This window comes from Millisia brevis NBRC 105863 (assembly GCF_001552615.1).
Taxonomy (GTDB): domain Bacteria; phylum Actinomycetota; class Actinomycetes; order Mycobacteriales; family Mycobacteriaceae; genus Millisia; species Millisia brevis.
This window is the reverse complement of the sequence record NZ_BCRN01000007.1, coordinates 116,913-135,048: the sequence shown is the minus strand read 5'-3', so window position 1 is coordinate 135,048 and position 18,136 is coordinate 116,913. Positions and strand designations below refer to the sequence as shown.

Sequence of the window (18,136 nt, the reverse complement as noted above, 5' to 3'; positions counted from 1 at the left end):
CGTGATGACGAGACCAACGTGAAGGGGAGAGGGTGTACGTGTCGACCACACGAGATCCGGTAATCGAAGTGCGCGCACTGGTGAAGCGATTCGGTGATGTCGCGGCATTGGACGGACTGCAGTTCGAGGTCCGCCGAGGAGAGGTGCTCGGATTGCTCGGCCGCAACGGGTCGGGCAAGACCACAACGATCAACATTCTGTCGACGCTGCTGCGCCCGGACTCCGGGACCGCGACCGTCGCCGGCCACGACGTGGTCACCGACGGGGCGAAGGTGCGTTCGGTGATCGCGTTGACCGGACAGTACGCGTCCCTCGACGAGGAGTTGACCGGACGGCAGAACATCGAGCTGATCGCCAGGATGCTGGGCGCACCCAAATCCGCCGCCAAACAGCGAGCGGTCGACCTGCTGGCCGAGTTCGGTCTGACCGAAGCCGGTGACCGGCAGGTGAAGAAGTACTCCGGCGGCATGCGTCGGCGGCTCGATCTGGCGGTCGGCTTGATCGGCAACCCGGAGGTCATCTTCCTCGACGAACCGACGACCGGCCTGGATGCCGGGAGCCGAAATATGGTGTGGCAACAGGTACGCGCCCTGCGGGATCGCGGTGTGACCGTGCTGCTGACCACGCAGTATCTGGAGGAGGCCGACCAGCTGACCGACCGCATCGTGCTGATCGACGGCGGACGGGTCATCGCGGACGGCACCGCCGATCAGCTCAAGGATCGTGTCGGCAAGCCCCTGTGCGTGGTCACCGTGGCCGATCCGGCGGCGGTCGACGAGGCGGGCCGGTTGCTCGAGGAATTCGGTGCCACGGTCTCCGAGACCGGTGTGATTCGGATACCCGCCCCGCACGGACTGGACACGCTCGCGGCGGTCGGAGCGCGTCTGCGGGAGGCGGCGATCGAGGTCTCCGATATCGGACTGCGCCGGCCGACCCTCGACGAGGTCTTCCTGAAGCTGACCGGAGACCCCGCGGAGACAACCACATGAGCGCCACGGCCGAACTGATGCGGCAGACCGGGGTCTTCACCGTGCGCGAGGCGATCAAGGCGCGCGCCATGATCGGGGAATCGATCGGCATCGCCGTTGCCGCGCCGACGGTCTTTCTGGCCGGCTTCCTGGTGACACAACGCAAGATCATGGATGCCCAGGGCATCGATTATGTGCAGTTCCTGCCGGTGTGGGTGCTGGTCCAGGTGCTGATGTTCCTGGGCATCAACGCCGCGACCCGGGTCGCCCAGGACGCCTCGAGCGGAATGCTCCGCCGGATCGAGTCCTTGCCGGTATATGCGCTGGCTCCGGCGCTCGGCCGGACGATCATCCAACTGGCTCACGCGGTGCCCGCGATCGCGGTGCTGTTGGGCGTGGCCTACGCGTTCGGCTTCCGACTGCGCGGCGACCCGATCGACACGGCGCTGTTCCTGATCATCGCCCTGTTCACGGCGGCGGTGATCTACACCCTGTTCGACGCGGTGGCGCTGCTGCTCGGCTCACCGGACGCGGTGTCCCCGGTCCTGACGCTGCCGATGCTCATCTTCTCGCTGATGTCGACCGGACTCGTTCCCGCCGAAAGGTTTCCCTCGGCGGTCTCCTGGTTCGTCGAACATCAACCGGTGTCCCGGATCATCGACGCCCTCCGGGATCTGGCGGCCGGCACAGCCGGGTCGTCGGTAACGACGGCGTTCGCCTGGCTGATCGGACTCGCGGTGGTTGCTCTCGCGGTATCCGGACTGACCCTCAGGAGGGGGCGATGACCACGATCGACGCGCCGACGCGGGACGAATCGGTGGAGGCCTGGCGCCCGCCGACGCTGCTCGGACAATCGTTGCTGCAGGCCGGTCGGCTGTTGCGCCGGTGGCGCTACTATCCGCCGATCCTGGTGCAGACGTTCCTGTTTCCCGTCGTCCTGTTCGTCATGTTCCGAACCATCTTCGGCGACTCGATCGAATTCGCCTCCGGTACGGACCATATCTCGGCTCTGACGGCATTGATGTTGGTCTGCCCCGCCATGTTCGGTGCGCTCGCCGCCGGTCAGTCGCTGATCGTCGAACGGGAGGCGGGCATCCTGCGGCGATTCGATTCGATGCCCATCCGGCGCGGCGGAGACATCCTCGGCCGGGCCTGGGCGGAACTGGTGCGCATGGGACTGTCCGCCACGGTTGTGGTGGTGGTGGCGTATCTGTTCGGCTTCCGCTTCGCCGGCCCGGAGGTCGTACCCGGCTGGCTGGCGATGCTGGTGGTGATCACCCTGGGATTCACCGCCATCGGGCTGACGATCGGAGCGGCGAGCAAGAACGTCGCGCAGGCGCAGGGATTCGAGGCGTTGTACGTCGTGCTGCTGTTCCTGAACACCGGGATGGTGCCACTGGAGGCGTTTCCCGATGCCCTGCAACCGGTGGTCGACCTGTTGCCGGTATCGGTGGCGGTCAACGCCCTCGATGCGCTCTCGCAGGGGCAGGCGGGCGCCGCGGAGGTCGTTCCGGCCCTGGTGTGGTTCGGGGCGCTGACGGTTGTCGTGGGCGGCATCGGTATTCGGCTGATGAGTTCGCGCCGATCCTGAGCGATCGCGGCGCATGCGGGCGGGCACGAACGGAGTCCGGCCACCGACGGGGAAGGAAGCTGCCTGGTGACAATCGAGATGGGCGTGCCGGATCGGATCGACGAGCACATCGCGCACCTGCTCGACGCCCTCGACATCGAGTGGACCGTCGGGGACGGGCTGCTCGACCTTGGTCTGGGCTCGTTGGTGGTGATGCAGCTGGTCGGGCGAATCGAGCGGGAGTACGGGATACGGATCGCTCCGACCGTGTTCACCGAGAACCCGACGATCACCGAGATCTGCGCGATCGTCGCGGCGGGAGCCGCGTCGCCGACGACCGACAGTGGTGACGGGGCCGACGGTGTCGACGGGGTGGACGGTGTCGACGGGGTGGACGGGGTCGAGGGTGCTGCGGGCGAGCGCGGTACCACCGCCGATCCGCCGGCGCCCGAGGGTGAGCAGTGGTTCGGTCTGACGTTGCTGCAGCAGGCCTTTTGCGCCGGCCGCGGCGCCGACCTCGAGCTGGGCAATGTCTCCACGCACGGCTATCTCGAATTCGATGGTCGTGGCCTGGATGTCGAACGTTTCGTCGAGGCCTGGAACGGCCTGATCGCCCGCCACGATCAGTTGCGCACCATCATCGATGTGCGGGCGATGCGGGCGAGGGTGCTCGACGGCCCGCTGCCCTACCGACCGCGGGTGGTCGATCTGCGCGATCGGACCGTCGAGCAGGACGGCGAGGTCCTGCGCTCGATTCGCGCCGAACTGTCCGCCGAGGTTCGACAGGCCGACCGGTGGCCCCTCTTCGCGTGGGTGATCTCCTTGCGCACCGGGGATCGCTTCCGGCTGCACCTGAGCATCGACGCGTTGGTCTGCGACTATCAGAGCCTGCAGATCCTGTTGGGGGAGTTGTCGATCCGCTACGTCGACCTCGACGCCGCCCTGCCGCGTGCGGAGCTGACCTTCGCCGACTACCTCGAACTGGTGCGGGCGAGCGCCGACGAACCTGCGGTGGTGGCGAGTCGCCGGTATTGGCGGGAGCGGGCGGCGAGCCTGCCCGGGCCGCCGGAGCTGCCGTTGGCGGCGGCGCCCGCATCGATCGAGGTCCCCACCTTCGTGCGCCGCGAGACCCGTCTGTCACCCGAGACCACCCGCCGGCTGACCGCGGTCGCACGGGAACGCGGGCTGACGGTCCCCGCGGTGGTCCTGGCCGCCTATACCGAGGTACTCGGGCGCTGGAGCGGCAGTGAGCACTTCCTGGTGAACCTGCCATCGCTCAACCGGCTGCCGGTTCATCCCGATGTCGATCGGCTGGTCGGCGAATTTGCCGGCTTCCTGCTGGTCGAGGTGGACCAGCGCGGTGCGGAGAGCTTCGGCGCCCGGGCGGAGCGGCTCGGTTGCCGCCTCTGGGAGGACCTCGCCCACGCTCGGGTGGACGGCATCGAGGTCGTTCGGCATATCCTGCGCGAGCGCGGATTCGACGGTGCCATCGCTCCGGTGGTGTTCAACGGACTGTCCGCGCTGCCGGGACCGTCGGATGCCCCCACGGCCTTCCTCGGCGGTGCGGGGGCACAGACCTACCGCATCTCCCAGACGCCACAGACCTGGCTGGACTGCCAGGTCGAGGAGCGCGACGGCTGCCTGGTGATCGGCTGGGATCACGTCCGCGAGCTGTTCGACCCTCGAATGGTGGCCGACATGTTCGCCACCCTGGAAGAGCTGGTGACCGCCCTGGCGCGGAACGAGCGCTGGGACGCCGCCGACCCGATCGAATTGCCGAACGACCACGCGATGACCGCCGGCGGGATCTTCGGGCCGGCCACACGATTTCCGTCGTCCGATGTGCTGACCGATATCCGCCGCCGGATCATCGAACAGCCGGACCACCCGGCGATCCTGCACCCGGGCGGAGCGGTCTCCTATCGGCACCTCGGCGTCGACGCCGCGGCGATCGCCGCCGAGCTGGCCCGGACCGGTGTCGGCGTCGGTGACCGCGTGGTGGTCGCCGCGGGACACCAGCCCCGCGCGCTGAGCGTGCAGGTGGCGCTGCTCAGCCTCGGCGCGGTGTACATACCGGTCGATCCGGTCGATCCCGACGAGCGCCTGGCCGACCTGGTCGACAGGTGCCAACCGGCATCGATCATCGTGGTCGACGCGGTATCGACGTCGATCGAGGCGGGGCTGACGCTCGATGCCCTACCGCCGCCGATCGATTCGACCGATCTCGTCGAGCTCGCGGTACCGGAACGGGTGCCCGCTCTCGCGGCGATCATCTTCACCTCCGGCTCCACCGGCATACCCAAGGGTGTGGAGATCACCCGCGCCGGCCTGGCGAACGCGATTCACCACACGATCGACGCCTTCGACATCGGCCCGGCGGATCGGGTGTTGGCGGTCACTCGGAACCACCACGACATGGCATTGTTCGACAGCCTGGGCGTGCTCGGCGCGGGAGGGTCCGTCGTGCTGGACGGGTCGGACGGCGATGCCGATCCACGACGGTGGTCCCGCACGATCCGGCGACACGGGGTCACCCTGTGGAATTCGGTGCCGGCCGCCATGGAGATGCTCTGCACCGCCGCGACCGATACCGACCTCGCGTCGCTGCGGCTGGCCTTCCTGGGCGGCGACTGGATACCGGTGCCGTTGGTGCGCGACCTGGCGGTACGCGCGCCCCACCTCGAGGTGGTGTCGGTGGGTGGTCCGACCGAGACCACGCTGTGGAATATCCAGCACCGCGTCGGCGACCTCCCCGCCGACGCCCGTTCCGTCTCCTACGGGCGGCCGATCGCCAACTGCGGCTACCACATTCTCGATGCCCGGCTGCGGCCGTGCCCGGACGGTGTCGGCGGCGAGCTCTGCTGTTCCGGAGTCGGCGTCGCGGCCGGGTACTTCCGCGACGAGGCGGCCGGCGAACGCGCCTTCGTCGTCGACCCGACCACCGGAAGGCGTCTCTACCGCACCGGGGATCGCGGTCGTATGGGGCCGAACGGAGACATCGAATTCCTCGGTCGCGTCGACCAGCAGATCAAGATTCGCGGACATCGGCTCGAACCCGGCGAGATCGAGGCGTGCGCCGCCGGCCACGCACAGGTGCGGGCCGCGGTTGCCGTCGGGATCCCGGCGTCGACCGGACCGGGCTACGGCGATGTCGCGCTCTTCCTGACGATCTCGGCCGACGCGGAGCCGGAGACGGTCGTCGACGAGGTGTATGCCGCCTGTGACGACCGGTTGCCCCGACATGCGCGGCCGACGGTGGTCACGACGCTCGATCGGCTTCCCCTGACGGTCAACGGCAAGGTCGACCGCCGGGACCTCGAGACGCGTGCGGTGGAGCTGCATCGGAAGGGAAGCTCCGCAACCGATCCGGCGACCGCATCGGACGGCTTGGCCGTCGAGGTCTCCGCGATCATCGCCGAATCGCTCGGGGTCGAACGAATGGGGTTGCGGGACGACTTCTTCCGATCCGGCGGCAACTCGCTCGTCGCCGCGCGCATCGTCGCCGCGGTCCGATCCCGCCTGGCGGTCACGATCGACCTGCGGGATATCTTCGCCCATCGCACGCCGGCCGAACTCGCCGGCGTGCTGCGGCAACGGCGTCTGGAAGGGGGCGATCTCGGGATCGCCGACGACCTGCGGGTCGGACCGGACGCCTCCGGCCGCCACGACTGGTTCGATCTGACCCCGCAGCAGCAGGCCTACGCCGTGGGCCGGCTCGACGACTTCGAACTCGGCGCCGGCGCGGCGCACGCCTACGTCGAATTCGAAGGCGTCGGCATCGATATCGATCGGTTCGTCGAGGCGTGGAATCTCCTGATCCGCCGGCACGACGTGCTGCGCGGGGTCGTATCCCTCGAACGCAATCAGCAGCGGATCCTCGAGACCGTTCCACACTTCGACATCGAGGTGATCGATCTTCGCGGTCGGGACGACACCGAGGTGGCCGCGGCGCACGATCTGCTGCACGCGCGCCTCGGCGCGGAACAACGCGATCCGATGCACTGGCCGCTCTACGAGGTGGCGGTCACCCGCCTGACCGATGATCGCGTCCATATCCACCTCAGCATCGACGCGTTGCTCTACGACCACCGCAGCTGGGCGATCATGGTCGCGGAACTCGAGGCGCTGCATAATGATCCGGGCTGCGAGCTACCGGAGTTGGAGCTGACCTATCGCGACTACGTGCGCGGCATCGCCGCTCTGTCCGACGATGAGCGCTATCTCCGCTCGAAGGCCTACTGGCAGGACCGCATCACCACCCTGGCGCCGTCACCGGAGTTGCCGTTGGCGCTACCACCGAACCGGGTCACCGAGCCGACCTTCGACCGCATGGAGTATCACCTTCCGAGCGGTGACTGGCAGCGGTTGCGGTCCGCCGCCGCACGGCGCGGGCTCAGTCCGTCGGGTCTGCTGCTGGCGATCTACGGCGAGGTGATCGGCCGGTGGAGCGGTCGCCGGAGCTTCACCGTGAACCTGCCCTATGCGGGGCGGCTGCCGGTACATCCGCAGGTCGACATGATCGTCGGACAGCTGTCCTCGGTCATCCTGGTCGAGATCGACCGCGCCGCCGGGAACACGTTCGCCGAACGGGCGGTGTCCGTTCAACATCGGCTCTGGGAGGACCTGAGCCATCCCTGGTACCCGGGCGTGGAAGTGCTGCGCGACATCATGCGCCGATCCGGCATACACGACCGGCCGGTGATGCCCGTGGTCATGACCAGTGGGCTCGCCCTGGGCAGCGGGGGAGACGACGGGACACGATTCCTGACCCCGATCGGCGGAATCACCCAGACCCCGCAGGTATGGCTGGACTTTCAGGTCAACGAGAACCGCGGAGAGCTTTGGCTGGTCTGGGACTACGTCGTCGAACTGTTTCCCCCGGACCTGGTCTCCGATATGTTCGCCGCCTTCGTCCGACTGGTCGACGGCCTCGTCGCGGGCGACCACTGGGACGCCCGGCATCCGGATATCCTGCCGCCGACCTGCGGATCCCGGAACGGGGCGGGTATCGGCCCCGCGCTCGCCGTACCCGCCCGGCCGGTATCCGCGATGCTCGCGCACCAGGCCGCCGTCCGGCCGGACGATATCGCCGTGGTCGATGCGGCAGGCGCCCTGACCTTTGCCGAATTGCACCGACGCGCATGCGATATCGCGGGATGGCTGGCACTTGCCGAGGTCGGGGACGATCGGCCGGTCGGGATCCTGCTCGATCCCGGACACCGTCAGGTGGTCGCGGTACAGGCGGCTCTGTCCGCCGCACGGGTCTATCTGCCGCTGGATCGCGACCTTCCGCCGCCGCGGCTGGCCGCCATCGTGCGGCAGACCGGCATCACGACGGTGATCACCACCGGTGACCGTGCCGAACAGGTACGCGCGATCGGCGCACTGCCCATCGACATCGACCGACCGGTCGACGCCCCGCCGGATGCGCGCCACCCGACGCCCCCGGCGCCCACCGACACCCCGGCCTACGTGATCATGACGTCCGGGTCGACCGGGATACCCAAGGGTGCGGTGGTGGGACACGATGCCCTGTCGCACTATGTCGCCACGGTCGAGCAGGACGACCTGCTGCGGCCCGACGACCGGGTGCTGATGGTGACCGCGCTGCATCACGATCTCAGTGTCTTCCCGGTCGTCGCCGGCCCCGCGCTCGGAGCGCGGGTGGTCGTGCCGCCCGTGGCGGACCATGCGTCCCCGGATGACTGGGTGCGGATCGTTCGGGAAGCGGACGTCACCGTGTGGATGACGGTTCCCCCGATGATGCAGATGCTGCTGGATGCCGCACCCGAATCCTTCCGGGCGCCCGGGCTGCGTCTGGTGATTCTGGGTGGCGATTGGTTCCCGGTCCCCTTGGTCGAACGGATCCGTCGGATCGCACCGGCCGCCGACATCGTGTCGATCGGTGGCCCGACGGAAACCACGGTGTGGAATATCCTGCATCGCTGCCGGGATCTGCCCGCGGACGCGCCCACCGTGCCCTACGGTCGGCCGACCGCCGCGAACACCTACACCGTGCTCGACGAGATGGGTGCGCAGTGCCCCGATTGGGTGACCGGGTCGATGTACTGCGCGGGCGCGAATCTCGGACTGGGCTACTGGCGCGATCCCGAACGCACCGCGGCTGCTTTCGATCTCGGACCGGACGGCGAGCGCCGCTACCGTACCGGTGATCTCGGACGGTTCGTCCCGTCCGGCTCCGGCGGATCATGGCTGGAGTTCCGCGGGCGAAGCGACAACCAGATCAAGGTGCGCGGCCACCGGATCGAGGCCGGCGAGATCGAGCGAGCGCTGATCTCCACACCGGGGGTCCGGGAAGCCGTCGTCGTCGGTATCCGGCACGACACCCAGCCCGGGTATCGCGGGACGGCGGCATATGTGACTGCCGAAACCGATACCGGCGCATTGGATCCGGACATTCTGCGGAGCGACCTGCTCGGGGTGCTGGGGCGAAGTCTGCTGCCGGAACGAATCGATGTCGTCGAGAGCTTCCCGCTGACGCCCAACGGAAAGGTCGACCGGCGTCTGTTGGCGGAACGCGCCCGGATCGATCGGCCGCGTGGTGCGCAATCGGTATCGAACGGGCCCCTGGTGCAGGCGGTCGCGATGATCTTCGCCGATGCCCTCGACCGGCCGGACGTCGGCCCCGGAGAGGACTTCTTCGACCTGGGCGGAAACTCCCTGACCGCGAACCGCGTGGTCGTAGCCCTGCGCAAGGTATTCACCGACGTCGCCGTCGCCATCCCGGACGTCCTGACGGTGCGCACCGCGTCCGGTCTCGCCGAGACCCTCGCGGAGCGCTCGGATTCCACCCACCGCATCGCGGAACTCTACGTGATGGTCGCCGCGATGAGTGATGAAGAAGTACACAAGGCCATCGAAGAGAGAGAAAAGAAATGACTGATCGCCCGGACCTCACCATCGATTACTCGGATCCGAATGCGCTGCTGGCCGAATATGTGTCGGCATACCCCTATCGGAACGCGACCAGTACGGAACTGGTCAACGAGGACAACCCCTTCCGCCGCCCGGTTCGGCCGCACGATCTGGAGTTCCTGAACTTCGCGCGGCCGGTCCGACAGAATCGGAGGTTCGGCCTGAGCATGCTGATCGGGCACCGCATGCTGCGCACCGCCTACGACACCTCGACGATCCTGTTCGCCCGGGAGGATTCGCCGGAATCGGAGCGCGACCGCGCCGAACTCTATGCACCGCGCAATCGTGTGCTCGCCGCCGCCGCGGAGCCGGTCCTGACCGACCACCTCTTCGGCCTGATCGATACCGACATCGATACCGGCTCGGCGACGATCGACGAGATCACCCGGAGCCTGCACGATCTGATCGATCGACGACGGACCGGAAGCCTCGCGCTGCAGGCCGCGCTCGATGCGCGCGACGCGTCGAAGGCCGCCGGCTTCCTGCTGGCCCAACTCACCGCGATCCTGCCCGCCCGGCAGCGCTCGCTCGCCCGCGCGGCGATCTCCGAGTACCCGGTGGTCGCACCCGCGACCGACGAGCACCTGTACACCGAACACCTCCAGTCGCGGCAACAGGCGCAGCGACTGGTGAGCCGGCTCGAAGCGGCCTCGCTCAACCCGCAGACCACCGCCTACTGGCAGTTCTTTCTGGCGACGTCGATGCAGCGGGCCCACTATCTCGAATTCACCGCCCGGGACGGACGCAGATTCGGTGAGTTCATCGGGGCCGTGCTACACGAAAGTGCCACGGACGGGGCGCAATCGGAGCAGCTGTCCGGTCTGCACGACAGCGTCTACGGCATCGGGGCGGCCGCGGAGACGGGGACCGGGTTCGGCCATGATGATGTCGACCGGGTCGTCGACGCGTTGGTGGCTCCGCTGGCATCGGTGCGCGGGCCGGTATTCGTCGCCGGAGTCCTGCGCGGTCTGACCAATGCCGCCGCGAACTTCGACGCGTGGGACGAGGACCTCTCCGTCCAATTGGCATGGGCCGATGCGCTCGAGGAACATATGGACAAGGCCGAGAAGCTCTACCACCGCATCGAGAGCGAGGGCATCGAGGTCGACCTGGAGACCTTCGTCGAGTCCTGCGAGGAAACCTCGACGACGCACGTACACAACGACACTCGGCTCGTGGTGATCGAAAAGGGGCAGATGCACTTCTGGAACAGCCCCGGCGTGCTGATCCCGATGAACGAGGGCGACAAGGTGCTCATCCCGTCCTTCCGACTGCACGGCTCGGTGGTGTTGACCGGTAGCTGCACCTATCACCAGCCGGTGATCACCGACGAACTGCTGGCCTCCGTCTGACCATGCCCGCCACAGCACAGCCTCATGATGATCGGATCGAACGTATCCGAGGGATGACGATGGGCACGCTGCCGACCTGGGGTGCCGATCGGGTGATCGAGCTGGAGCGGTTGCTTCTGGACCGGGAGGACCTCTTCCCGTGCACATTCGCGGTGTCCGCCACCCGCAAAGGCTCGCTCCGCTACGGCTTCGTGGAGGACCTGCACGACGAGTCCACCTGGGAGCCACTACATCTGATTCTTCGTGACTACCTGGAGAACTTCCGGTCGTTGGCCAGGGACACCTCGTTGGTCGTCTTCTTCGGCGGGGTGATGGACGGGTTCGCGGAGGACTTCTTCTTTCGGCGCTTCTGGCAGATTCTGCAGTATCTGCACGACAACGATCGCGAGCGATGGCCGGCCGATCTGCCGATGGACGCGGACGATCCGCTCTGGGAGTTCGCCTATGGGGGAGAGGAGATCTTCGTCGTCTGTAATACGCCGGCCCACGGGATCCGAAGGAGCCGGCACAACCCGGAATTCATGATCACCTTCCAACCGCGCTGGGTCTTCGAGGGGCTCGAACCGGACAGCGCGCGCGGAATCGCGGCGAGACGGGCGATCCGCACGCGACTGCGGGCCTTCGACGGGTCGCAGCCGTCGGCGGTGCTGGGCAACTTCGGCGATCCCGAGAATCGGGAGTGGTTGCAGTACTTCATTCCCGATGACGAGTCGGCGGTGCCGGCCCTGAAGGCCGCCGGTTGCCCATTTCGCCCGCAGCTCGATCATCGACGGGTCGCCGCTGCGCCGGCGCCGGGTGGGTGGCGGGTGGTCGTCAACGGACACGGTCATCGGTCGGTGTGGAGTTCGCGGCGCGCATTGCCACTCGGCTGGACAAGCGTCGGGATCGACGGCAGTCGGGAGGATTGTCTACAGGTCATTCGGCAGACATGGACGGGACTACAGCCCAACGGTATTGGAAGGACTGCCCGATGAGCGACGACGAACGCGCCGCCCTGCTGCGCGCCCTGGTCGCCGAGGCGGGGCTCGGTTCGCAGGCCTCGGCCGGTGTCGAGGCGATCACGGCCGCCGCACCGGAGTCGGGGGAGCGACCGCTGTCCGCCGCGCAGCAGCGCATGTGGTTCATGCAGAGGGCGGCACCGGGTTCCGCCACCTACAACCTCTCCGGTTCGGTCGATCTGACCGGCCGGTGTCGGCCGGACATCGTGGTCGCGGCGGTGGAGGCGATCGTCGACCGGCACGAGGTCCTGCGTACGACCTATCGGCAGCGTTCCACGGGGACGGACGATACGTCCGCGGAGCCCGGCGATCGGTCGATCGAGGTGGTCGGCGTGCCGTTGACGGCGCCCGCGGACCTGTGCGCCGTCGTCGACGCGTCGGCATGGTCGGCCGAGGAGCTCGGCGCAGCCATCGCGGGACGGGCACGTCAACCGTTCGATCTGTCGTGCGCGGCGCCGATACGCTGCACGTTGTTCGTCCTGTCGCCGACCCGCCATCGGCTGCTGATCGTCGCCCATCATGTGGCGGTCGACTTCGTATCCTTCGATATCCTGCTCGCCGAGTTGAGCATGCACTACCGCCGGCTCGCCGCGGCTCGGGACGGGCGCGCGGACGTCGGCGAGATCGATCCGTTGCCGCTGCAGTACGCGGACTATGCGCGGTGGGAGCGCACCGCCGGTGACCGATCGGCGGCGCAGATCGAGTACTGGGTGCAGGCTCTGAATCCGCCGCCACCGGCGTTGGACCTACCGTTGTCACGGCCCCGGCCACCGGTCCTCGGCTCGGCCGGTGGCCGGCGCGAGCTGGCGCTGTCCGCCGAGGTGGCCGACCGATTGCGGGCTCGAGCGAGGGCGTCCGGCGCCACGACGTGGATGGCTCTGGTCGCAGCGGTCAACGTCCTGATGTACCGGTACAGCTCCGAGACGGATATCGCTGTGGGAGCGCCGGTGTCGACACGGGATCTACCGGAGCTGCAGCCGCTGATCGGTAACTTCGTCAATACGGTGGTGCTTCGTACGGACCTGTCGGGCGAGCCGGACTTCGGTGAGGTGGTGCGTCGGACGGTCCGGGCCTGCAATGCGGCATTCGCGCATCAGGACGTCCCTTTCGATCGGGTGGTCGAGGCCGTCGGACCGCCCCGATCGGCCGGTCGGACCCCGTTCTTCGATGTGATGTGCTCCTACCGGTCGGGGGTACCGCAGGCCATCGACGCCGGTGAATGTGTCATCTCGGCACCCGACCCGGTACAGGAGACCGCACGTTTCGACCTGGTCCTCGAGTTCACGGACGCGCCCGATGTCCTGAGCGTCGCTGCGATCTACCGCACCGATCTGTTCGATGTCGACTCCGTCGACCGGATCCTGGGGCATCTGGCGTTGTTGATCGAGGACGCCGTCGACCGGTTCGACTCGGTGCCGATCGGAGTTCTCGAGATCCTCGGGGATCGGGAACGCGATCTGGTTGTCCGGCAATGGTCGCGCGGCGCCGACATCCCCATCGACGGGACCCCGGTGCATCGGATGGTCGAGCGGATCGCCCACGATCATCCCGACCGGATCGCGATCACCTCGTCGGCCGGAAGGATGACCTACGGCGAGGTCGTCGCGGCCGCACAGGACGTGGCGGGCCGTCTGATCGCGGCCGGCGTCGGCCCGGAGACCACGATCGGCATCGCGGTTCCGCGGGGTCCCGAGCAGGTCTGCGCGGTCCTCGGGGCGCTGCGGTCCGGCGGATCCTTTGTCCCGCTCGACCTCGATTGGCCGCCCGAGCGGCAGCACGCCGTGCTCGAGCGGGCCGGCATTCGTATCGTCATCGCGGCCGGGTCGGACTACGACGCCGGTACCGACGAGGTGGTGATCGTCGCCGCTTCCGAGCCCGACGAACCCGCCGAGACCCCGCCGCCGGTCGACGTATCGGACGACGCCATGGCGTACGTGGTCTTCACCTCGGGATCGACCGGGGAGCCGAAGGGCGCGATCATCACGCACGGGGCCATCGGCTTCCGATTGCGTTGGCATGCGGACCTGCTCGGACTCGGCGCGTCCGACGCCGTGCTGTACAAGGCTCCGCTGAGCTTCGATATCTCGATCAACGAAATGCTGCTGCCGCTGACCTGCGGTGCACGTCTGGTGATCGCCGACGCAGGTCGTGACGGGGATCCGGGCTACCTGCTCGATGTGATCGAACGCGAACGTGTCACGTTCTTCTACGTGGTGGCATCGGTCCTCGATGTGATGGTCGACCACCCCCGCTTCTCGACGGCGGTAGCCAACCTCACCCACGTCTGGTGCGGCGGAGAAGCATTGACCGCCGCCCTCCACGATCGCTTTCGCGCGGCCTGCCGCGCCACGATGTACAACGGATACGGGCCGGCGGAGACCACGATCGGGGTCTCCCACCGCGTCTTTCGGGACGGCGACGACGACCCGCGGATCACGATCGGGCGTCCCAACGAGAATTCACAGCTCTATCTGCTCGATGCGGATCAGCAGCCGGTGCCGATCGGTGTCGTCGGCGAGATCTACATCGGCGGCGCCCAGTTGGCCCGCGGCTACATCAACGCGCCCTACGAGACCGCGGACCGCTTCGTACCGGATCCGTTCTCCGGGGCACCGGGTGCTCGACTGTACCGATCGGGAGATCTGGCACGTTTCTGCTCGGGCGGTGAGATCCAGTTCGTCGGGCGCACCGACAGCCAGGTCAAGGTCCGTGGCTTCCGGATCGAGTTGGGGGAGATAGAAGCACATCTGCGACAACATCCGGATATCCGACAGGTCGCCGTGATGGTGGCGGCCGGCCCGGCCGGCGGCACCGAGTTGGTCGCCTTCGTCGCCCCGGTCGCCGAAACGTCGGTCAGTGGCATCGACCTCAAGGCCTGGCTGCTGCGGAAGGTACCGGAATATATGGTGCCGGCCGCGATCGAGGTCCTCCCGCAACTTCCGCTCACCCGGGCGGGCAAGACCGATCGCAAGGCCCTCGCCGGCACCCGGCGGGTGCCGGTATCGGTGGCGGCGCAGCGGCCGAGGAACGACTGGGAGCAACTGGTGTCCGATTCCTGGTGTGCCGTCCTCGGTATCGACGCCGTCGGCGTGCACACGAACTTCTTCGAGGCCGGCGGGCATTCGCTGCTCCTGGCTGCCATGCAGCCGATGCTGTTCCGCCGCACCGGGGTCGAGGTCTCGATCGTCGACCTCTACGCCTACCCGACCGTCGCCGGCCTGGCCGAATGGTTCGCCGCCAAGGACGGCACCGGGAATTCGAGTTCGGATCACCGAAACGTGCACCGTGATCGGGCGCGTCGACAACGTGACGTCCTGCGTGCCCGGCTCGCACGACGCGACCTGGAAGGACAGGGCAGAGATGGCAATCGATAGTGGTACCGGCAGCATCGTCGACCGGTTTCGCAGTGTGGTGGAACGCAATCGGGAGCGTCCGGCGATCACCTTCCGCGACTACGGGCCGACCGGAGATTTCGAGGACCGCACCCTGACCTTCGGAGCGGTGGAGTCGGCCGTGCTCGACCTTGCGGCCGGGATCGAAGCACACCCCGGTGATCGGATCGCATTGTTGTTGCCGCCGAGCGAGCACTATCCGCTGAGCTATCTGGCGACGCTCTATGCCGGCGGTACGGCCATCCCGCTCGCGCCGCCGGAGTACGGGAAGATCGAGCATCTGGCGGACTGCCTGCGCGACGCCGAGCCGACCGTGGTTGTGACGACGGGCGACTACCTGCCGGCGGTCCGGCGCATGCTTCGCGACCAGGGGCTCGACGGAGTACGACAGGTCCTCGTCGCGGACGACATCGAACCGGGGAGCGGTGCCGGATGGGAACCCGTGGCCCGGGCGGGATCCGACCTCGCTCACCTGATCTACACCTCCGGATCGACCGGCACACCGAGCGCGGTGATGACCACCCATCGCAGCGTGCTGGCCAACGTCGCCGAATGCGATCGGGCCTACGGATTCGGCGACGACACCGTCGCGGTCAGTTGGATGCCGTTCTCCTTCGCGATGTGCCTGTTCATCAAGGTGCTCGGACCGCTGATGGCGGGCGGGCACGGGGTCTACTTCGCGGCGCAGGCCTTCATCCAGGATCCGCTCAGATGGCTCGCGGTGATGAGCGAAACCGGTGCGACGGTCAGCGGCGCACCGAACTTCGCCTACGAACGTCTGTTGACCAGCATCGGCGCGGCCGACCTGTCCGGCATCGATCTCGGATCCCTGCGGACGTTGATCAACGGTGGCGAACGGATGAACCCGGACACGATGGCTCAGGTCCAGAAGGCGCTCGAGCCGTTGGGCCTTCCGGCAGCGGCGGCCACGCCGAGCTACGGATGCACCGAGGCCAGCCTCGCCGCCGCCAAGCCGGTGGACACCGATTACGTCGTGTCCGAGTTCGATGCCGCGCACCTCGAGGTGGGGAGGGTGCGGCCGCCGGCCGGCGTGGCCCGAACCCTGGTCTGCTGCGGTACGGCGACCGGTCAGACCCTCGCGATCGTCGACCCGGACACCGGTAGCCCCGTCGCTCCGGGCACGGTCGGCGAGATCCGACTCGCCGGGGACAGCGTCGCCGACGGCTATTGGCGCCGACCCGAGAAGACTGCGGAGGTCTTTGTCGTCGACGCCGACGGCCGACGGTGGCTGCGCAGCGGCGATCTGGGGTTCCTCCACGACGGAGGCCTCTACATCGCGGGGCGGCTGAAGGAGGTCGTCATCGTCAACGGCCGAAATATCCATCCGCCGGACGTCGACGCCACCGTGCAGGCGCTCGAAGGGGTCCTCGCGGTGGCGGTCTACGGCTACGAGGTCGCCGCAAGCGAGGAACTGGCCTGCGTCGTCGAGACCGCCGAGACCGACCCGGCTGCCCGCGAAGCCCTGCGCAAGCAGATCGTGCGGGCGGTGTCGCGTACCTTCGACGTTCGGCTCGGCGGTGTCGACCTCGTCGAGCCGGGGGCGATTCCGCGGGCCACCAACGGCAAGATCTCGCGCCAGTCCACCAAGAAGCAGTACGGACCCCAGTCGGTGTAGTCCGGTTCCGGGGCCGATGTGGTCGCGTAGCCGGCGTGGCCGGGATCTATCGGGGGCGGGCCACGATCAACCGCATCTCCAGCGGGAGCTCGACCACCCGATCGATCGCGAAGTCGGCCCGATCGAGCAATCGTCCATAACCCGTGAGGTCGCGTTCCCGTCCGGAGGTCATCACGAACATATGCAAATCGAAGCCGGAGGTGATCACCGAGGGCGGCTCGGTGATCACCCTCTCGACGATCAGCAGTCGTCCGTCGTCCTCGATCGAGGACCGGCAGTTGCGGAGGATTCGTATCGACTCGTCGTCGTCCCAGTTGTGCAGAATCCGGCAGAGAATGTAGACATCACCCCCGGCGGGAACACGTGTGAAGAAATCCCCACCGACGAGTGAGCACCGCCCGGTCGAGGTGAATTCGCCCAATTTCCGCTCCGCGGCGGACAGGTTTTCCGGCTGCTCGAAAAGAATGCCGGTGGCGGTATTTTCTGCTGCCAATGCGGCCTTCAGAAGTGTGCCGTCCCCGCCGCCGATATCAACAATTCGCTTCTGCGAGAAGTCGTAGAGATCGGCCATTTCGTCGATGAATCGACTACCCACGGATATTCCCGCGGAGTAGGTCGGCAATAGCTGCGGGTTGGCGGTGAGATGCTCGAACACGGAGTGGCCGTGGGAGCGGACGAAGGGCTGCTCGCCGGTGCGGACTCCTCCCGCCAGCTCCGACCAGGCACGGTGAAAGTAGCTCTCCCCATAGAGAATTGCCAGATCCTTCATCGAATGCGGGTGATCGCCGACCATGAGGTGGCCCAGTGGTGTCAGCCGATAGCGCCCGTCCTGCTCGTCCACGATCTCGAGGGCGTGGAGCAGGCGCATCAGTCGGGCGACAGGTTCGGTTTCGGCGCCTATCCGTGCAGCGATCTGCGACGAATCGAGGGCGGCGCCGTCGAGTGCGTCGGGGATTTCCAGTTCGGCGGCCATGGAAATCGATGTGGCAATCCAGTTGCCCATCAGGAGGGTCAGAAGTTGCCCCTGCAGAGCTTTCACGGAGGGTTGCACGTGCGATGTCATGGCACCTCTTACTATCGGCGATGGGCTCGATATTAAGGGAAGCTCACGCGATATGGGGTGCGCAGATGGAGTATGGGCAGGGTGGCTGTTCAAAGCTCGACGTTTCTCGGGCGGCAAGACAATAGTCTCCTCGGCGGCCGAAAAACGTGGAGGTGTGAACAGCGCACGTCCCGGACGAGCTACAGCGCCGCGTCGGGGACGGACATGATCGCGCCGTCGGC

General features: G+C 67.5%; 9 protein-coding genes. 8 read left to right on the top strand and 1 reads right to left on the bottom strand.

Translation table 11 applies throughout. From position 1 onward, the window contains the following. The first annotated feature begins 68 nt into the window (after window positions 1-68). From MB1_RS12050 to MB1_RS12015, 8 genes are all read left to right on the top strand, one after another. Complete coding sequence (locus MB1_RS12050) at window positions 69-989, top strand: ATP-binding cassette domain-containing protein (protein ID WP_281190019.1); 921 nt, start codon at window positions 69-71, stop codon at window positions 987-989. After that, window positions 986-1,753: an ABC transporter permease gene (locus tag MB1_RS12045; RefSeq protein WP_066907173.1), complete on the top strand. Its 768-nt coding sequence runs from the start codon at window positions 986-988 to the stop codon at window positions 1,751-1,753. Before MB1_RS12050 ends, MB1_RS12045 begins: the two co-directional genes overlap by 4 nt. Next, window positions 1,750-2,559, top strand: a complete 810-nt coding sequence (locus MB1_RS12040) for an ABC transporter permease (RefSeq protein ID WP_066907171.1) — start codon at window positions 1,750-1,752, stop codon at window positions 2,557-2,559. Before MB1_RS12045 ends, MB1_RS12040 begins: the two co-directional genes overlap by 4 nt. 66 nt (window positions 2,560-2,625) lie before the next feature. After that, window positions 2,626-9,438 carry a non-ribosomal peptide synthetase gene (locus MB1_RS12035; protein ID WP_157084029.1) on the top strand — a complete coding sequence of 2,271 codons (6,813 nt, stop codon included), beginning with the start codon at window positions 2,626-2,628 and terminating at the stop codon, window positions 9,436-9,438. Further along, window positions 9,435-10,826: a cupin domain-containing protein gene (locus MB1_RS12030; protein ID WP_066907167.1), complete on the top strand. Its 1,392-nt coding sequence runs from the start codon at window positions 9,435-9,437 to the stop codon at window positions 10,824-10,826. Before MB1_RS12035 ends, MB1_RS12030 begins: the two co-directional genes overlap by 4 nt. Before the next feature lie 59 nt (window positions 10,827-10,885). Continuing rightward, complete coding sequence (locus MB1_RS12025) at window positions 10,886-11,800, top strand: YqcI/YcgG family protein (RefSeq protein ID WP_169801645.1); 915 nt, start codon at window positions 10,886-10,888, stop codon at window positions 11,798-11,800. Continuing rightward, window positions 11,797-15,198 (top strand): non-ribosomal peptide synthetase, encoded by a 3,402-nt coding sequence (locus MB1_RS12020; protein WP_066907162.1) that lies wholly within the window; start codon window positions 11,797-11,799, stop codon window positions 15,196-15,198. Before MB1_RS12025 ends, MB1_RS12020 begins: the two co-directional genes overlap by 4 nt. Then, window positions 15,185-16,852 (top strand): fatty acyl-AMP ligase, encoded by a 1,668-nt coding sequence (locus tag MB1_RS12015; protein WP_157084028.1) that lies wholly within the window; start codon window positions 15,185-15,187, stop codon window positions 16,850-16,852. The genes MB1_RS12020 and MB1_RS12015 overlap by 14 nt, the downstream gene beginning before the upstream one ends. Before the next feature lie 46 nt (window positions 16,853-16,898). On the opposite strand, the gene MB1_RS12010 is transcribed toward MB1_RS12015, so the two are convergent. Continuing rightward, entirely contained in the window at window positions 16,899-17,915 is a 1,017-nt protein-coding gene (locus MB1_RS12010) for a methyltransferase (RefSeq protein ID WP_084351605.1), read from the bottom strand. Window positions 17,916-18,136: the final 221 nt, after the last annotated feature.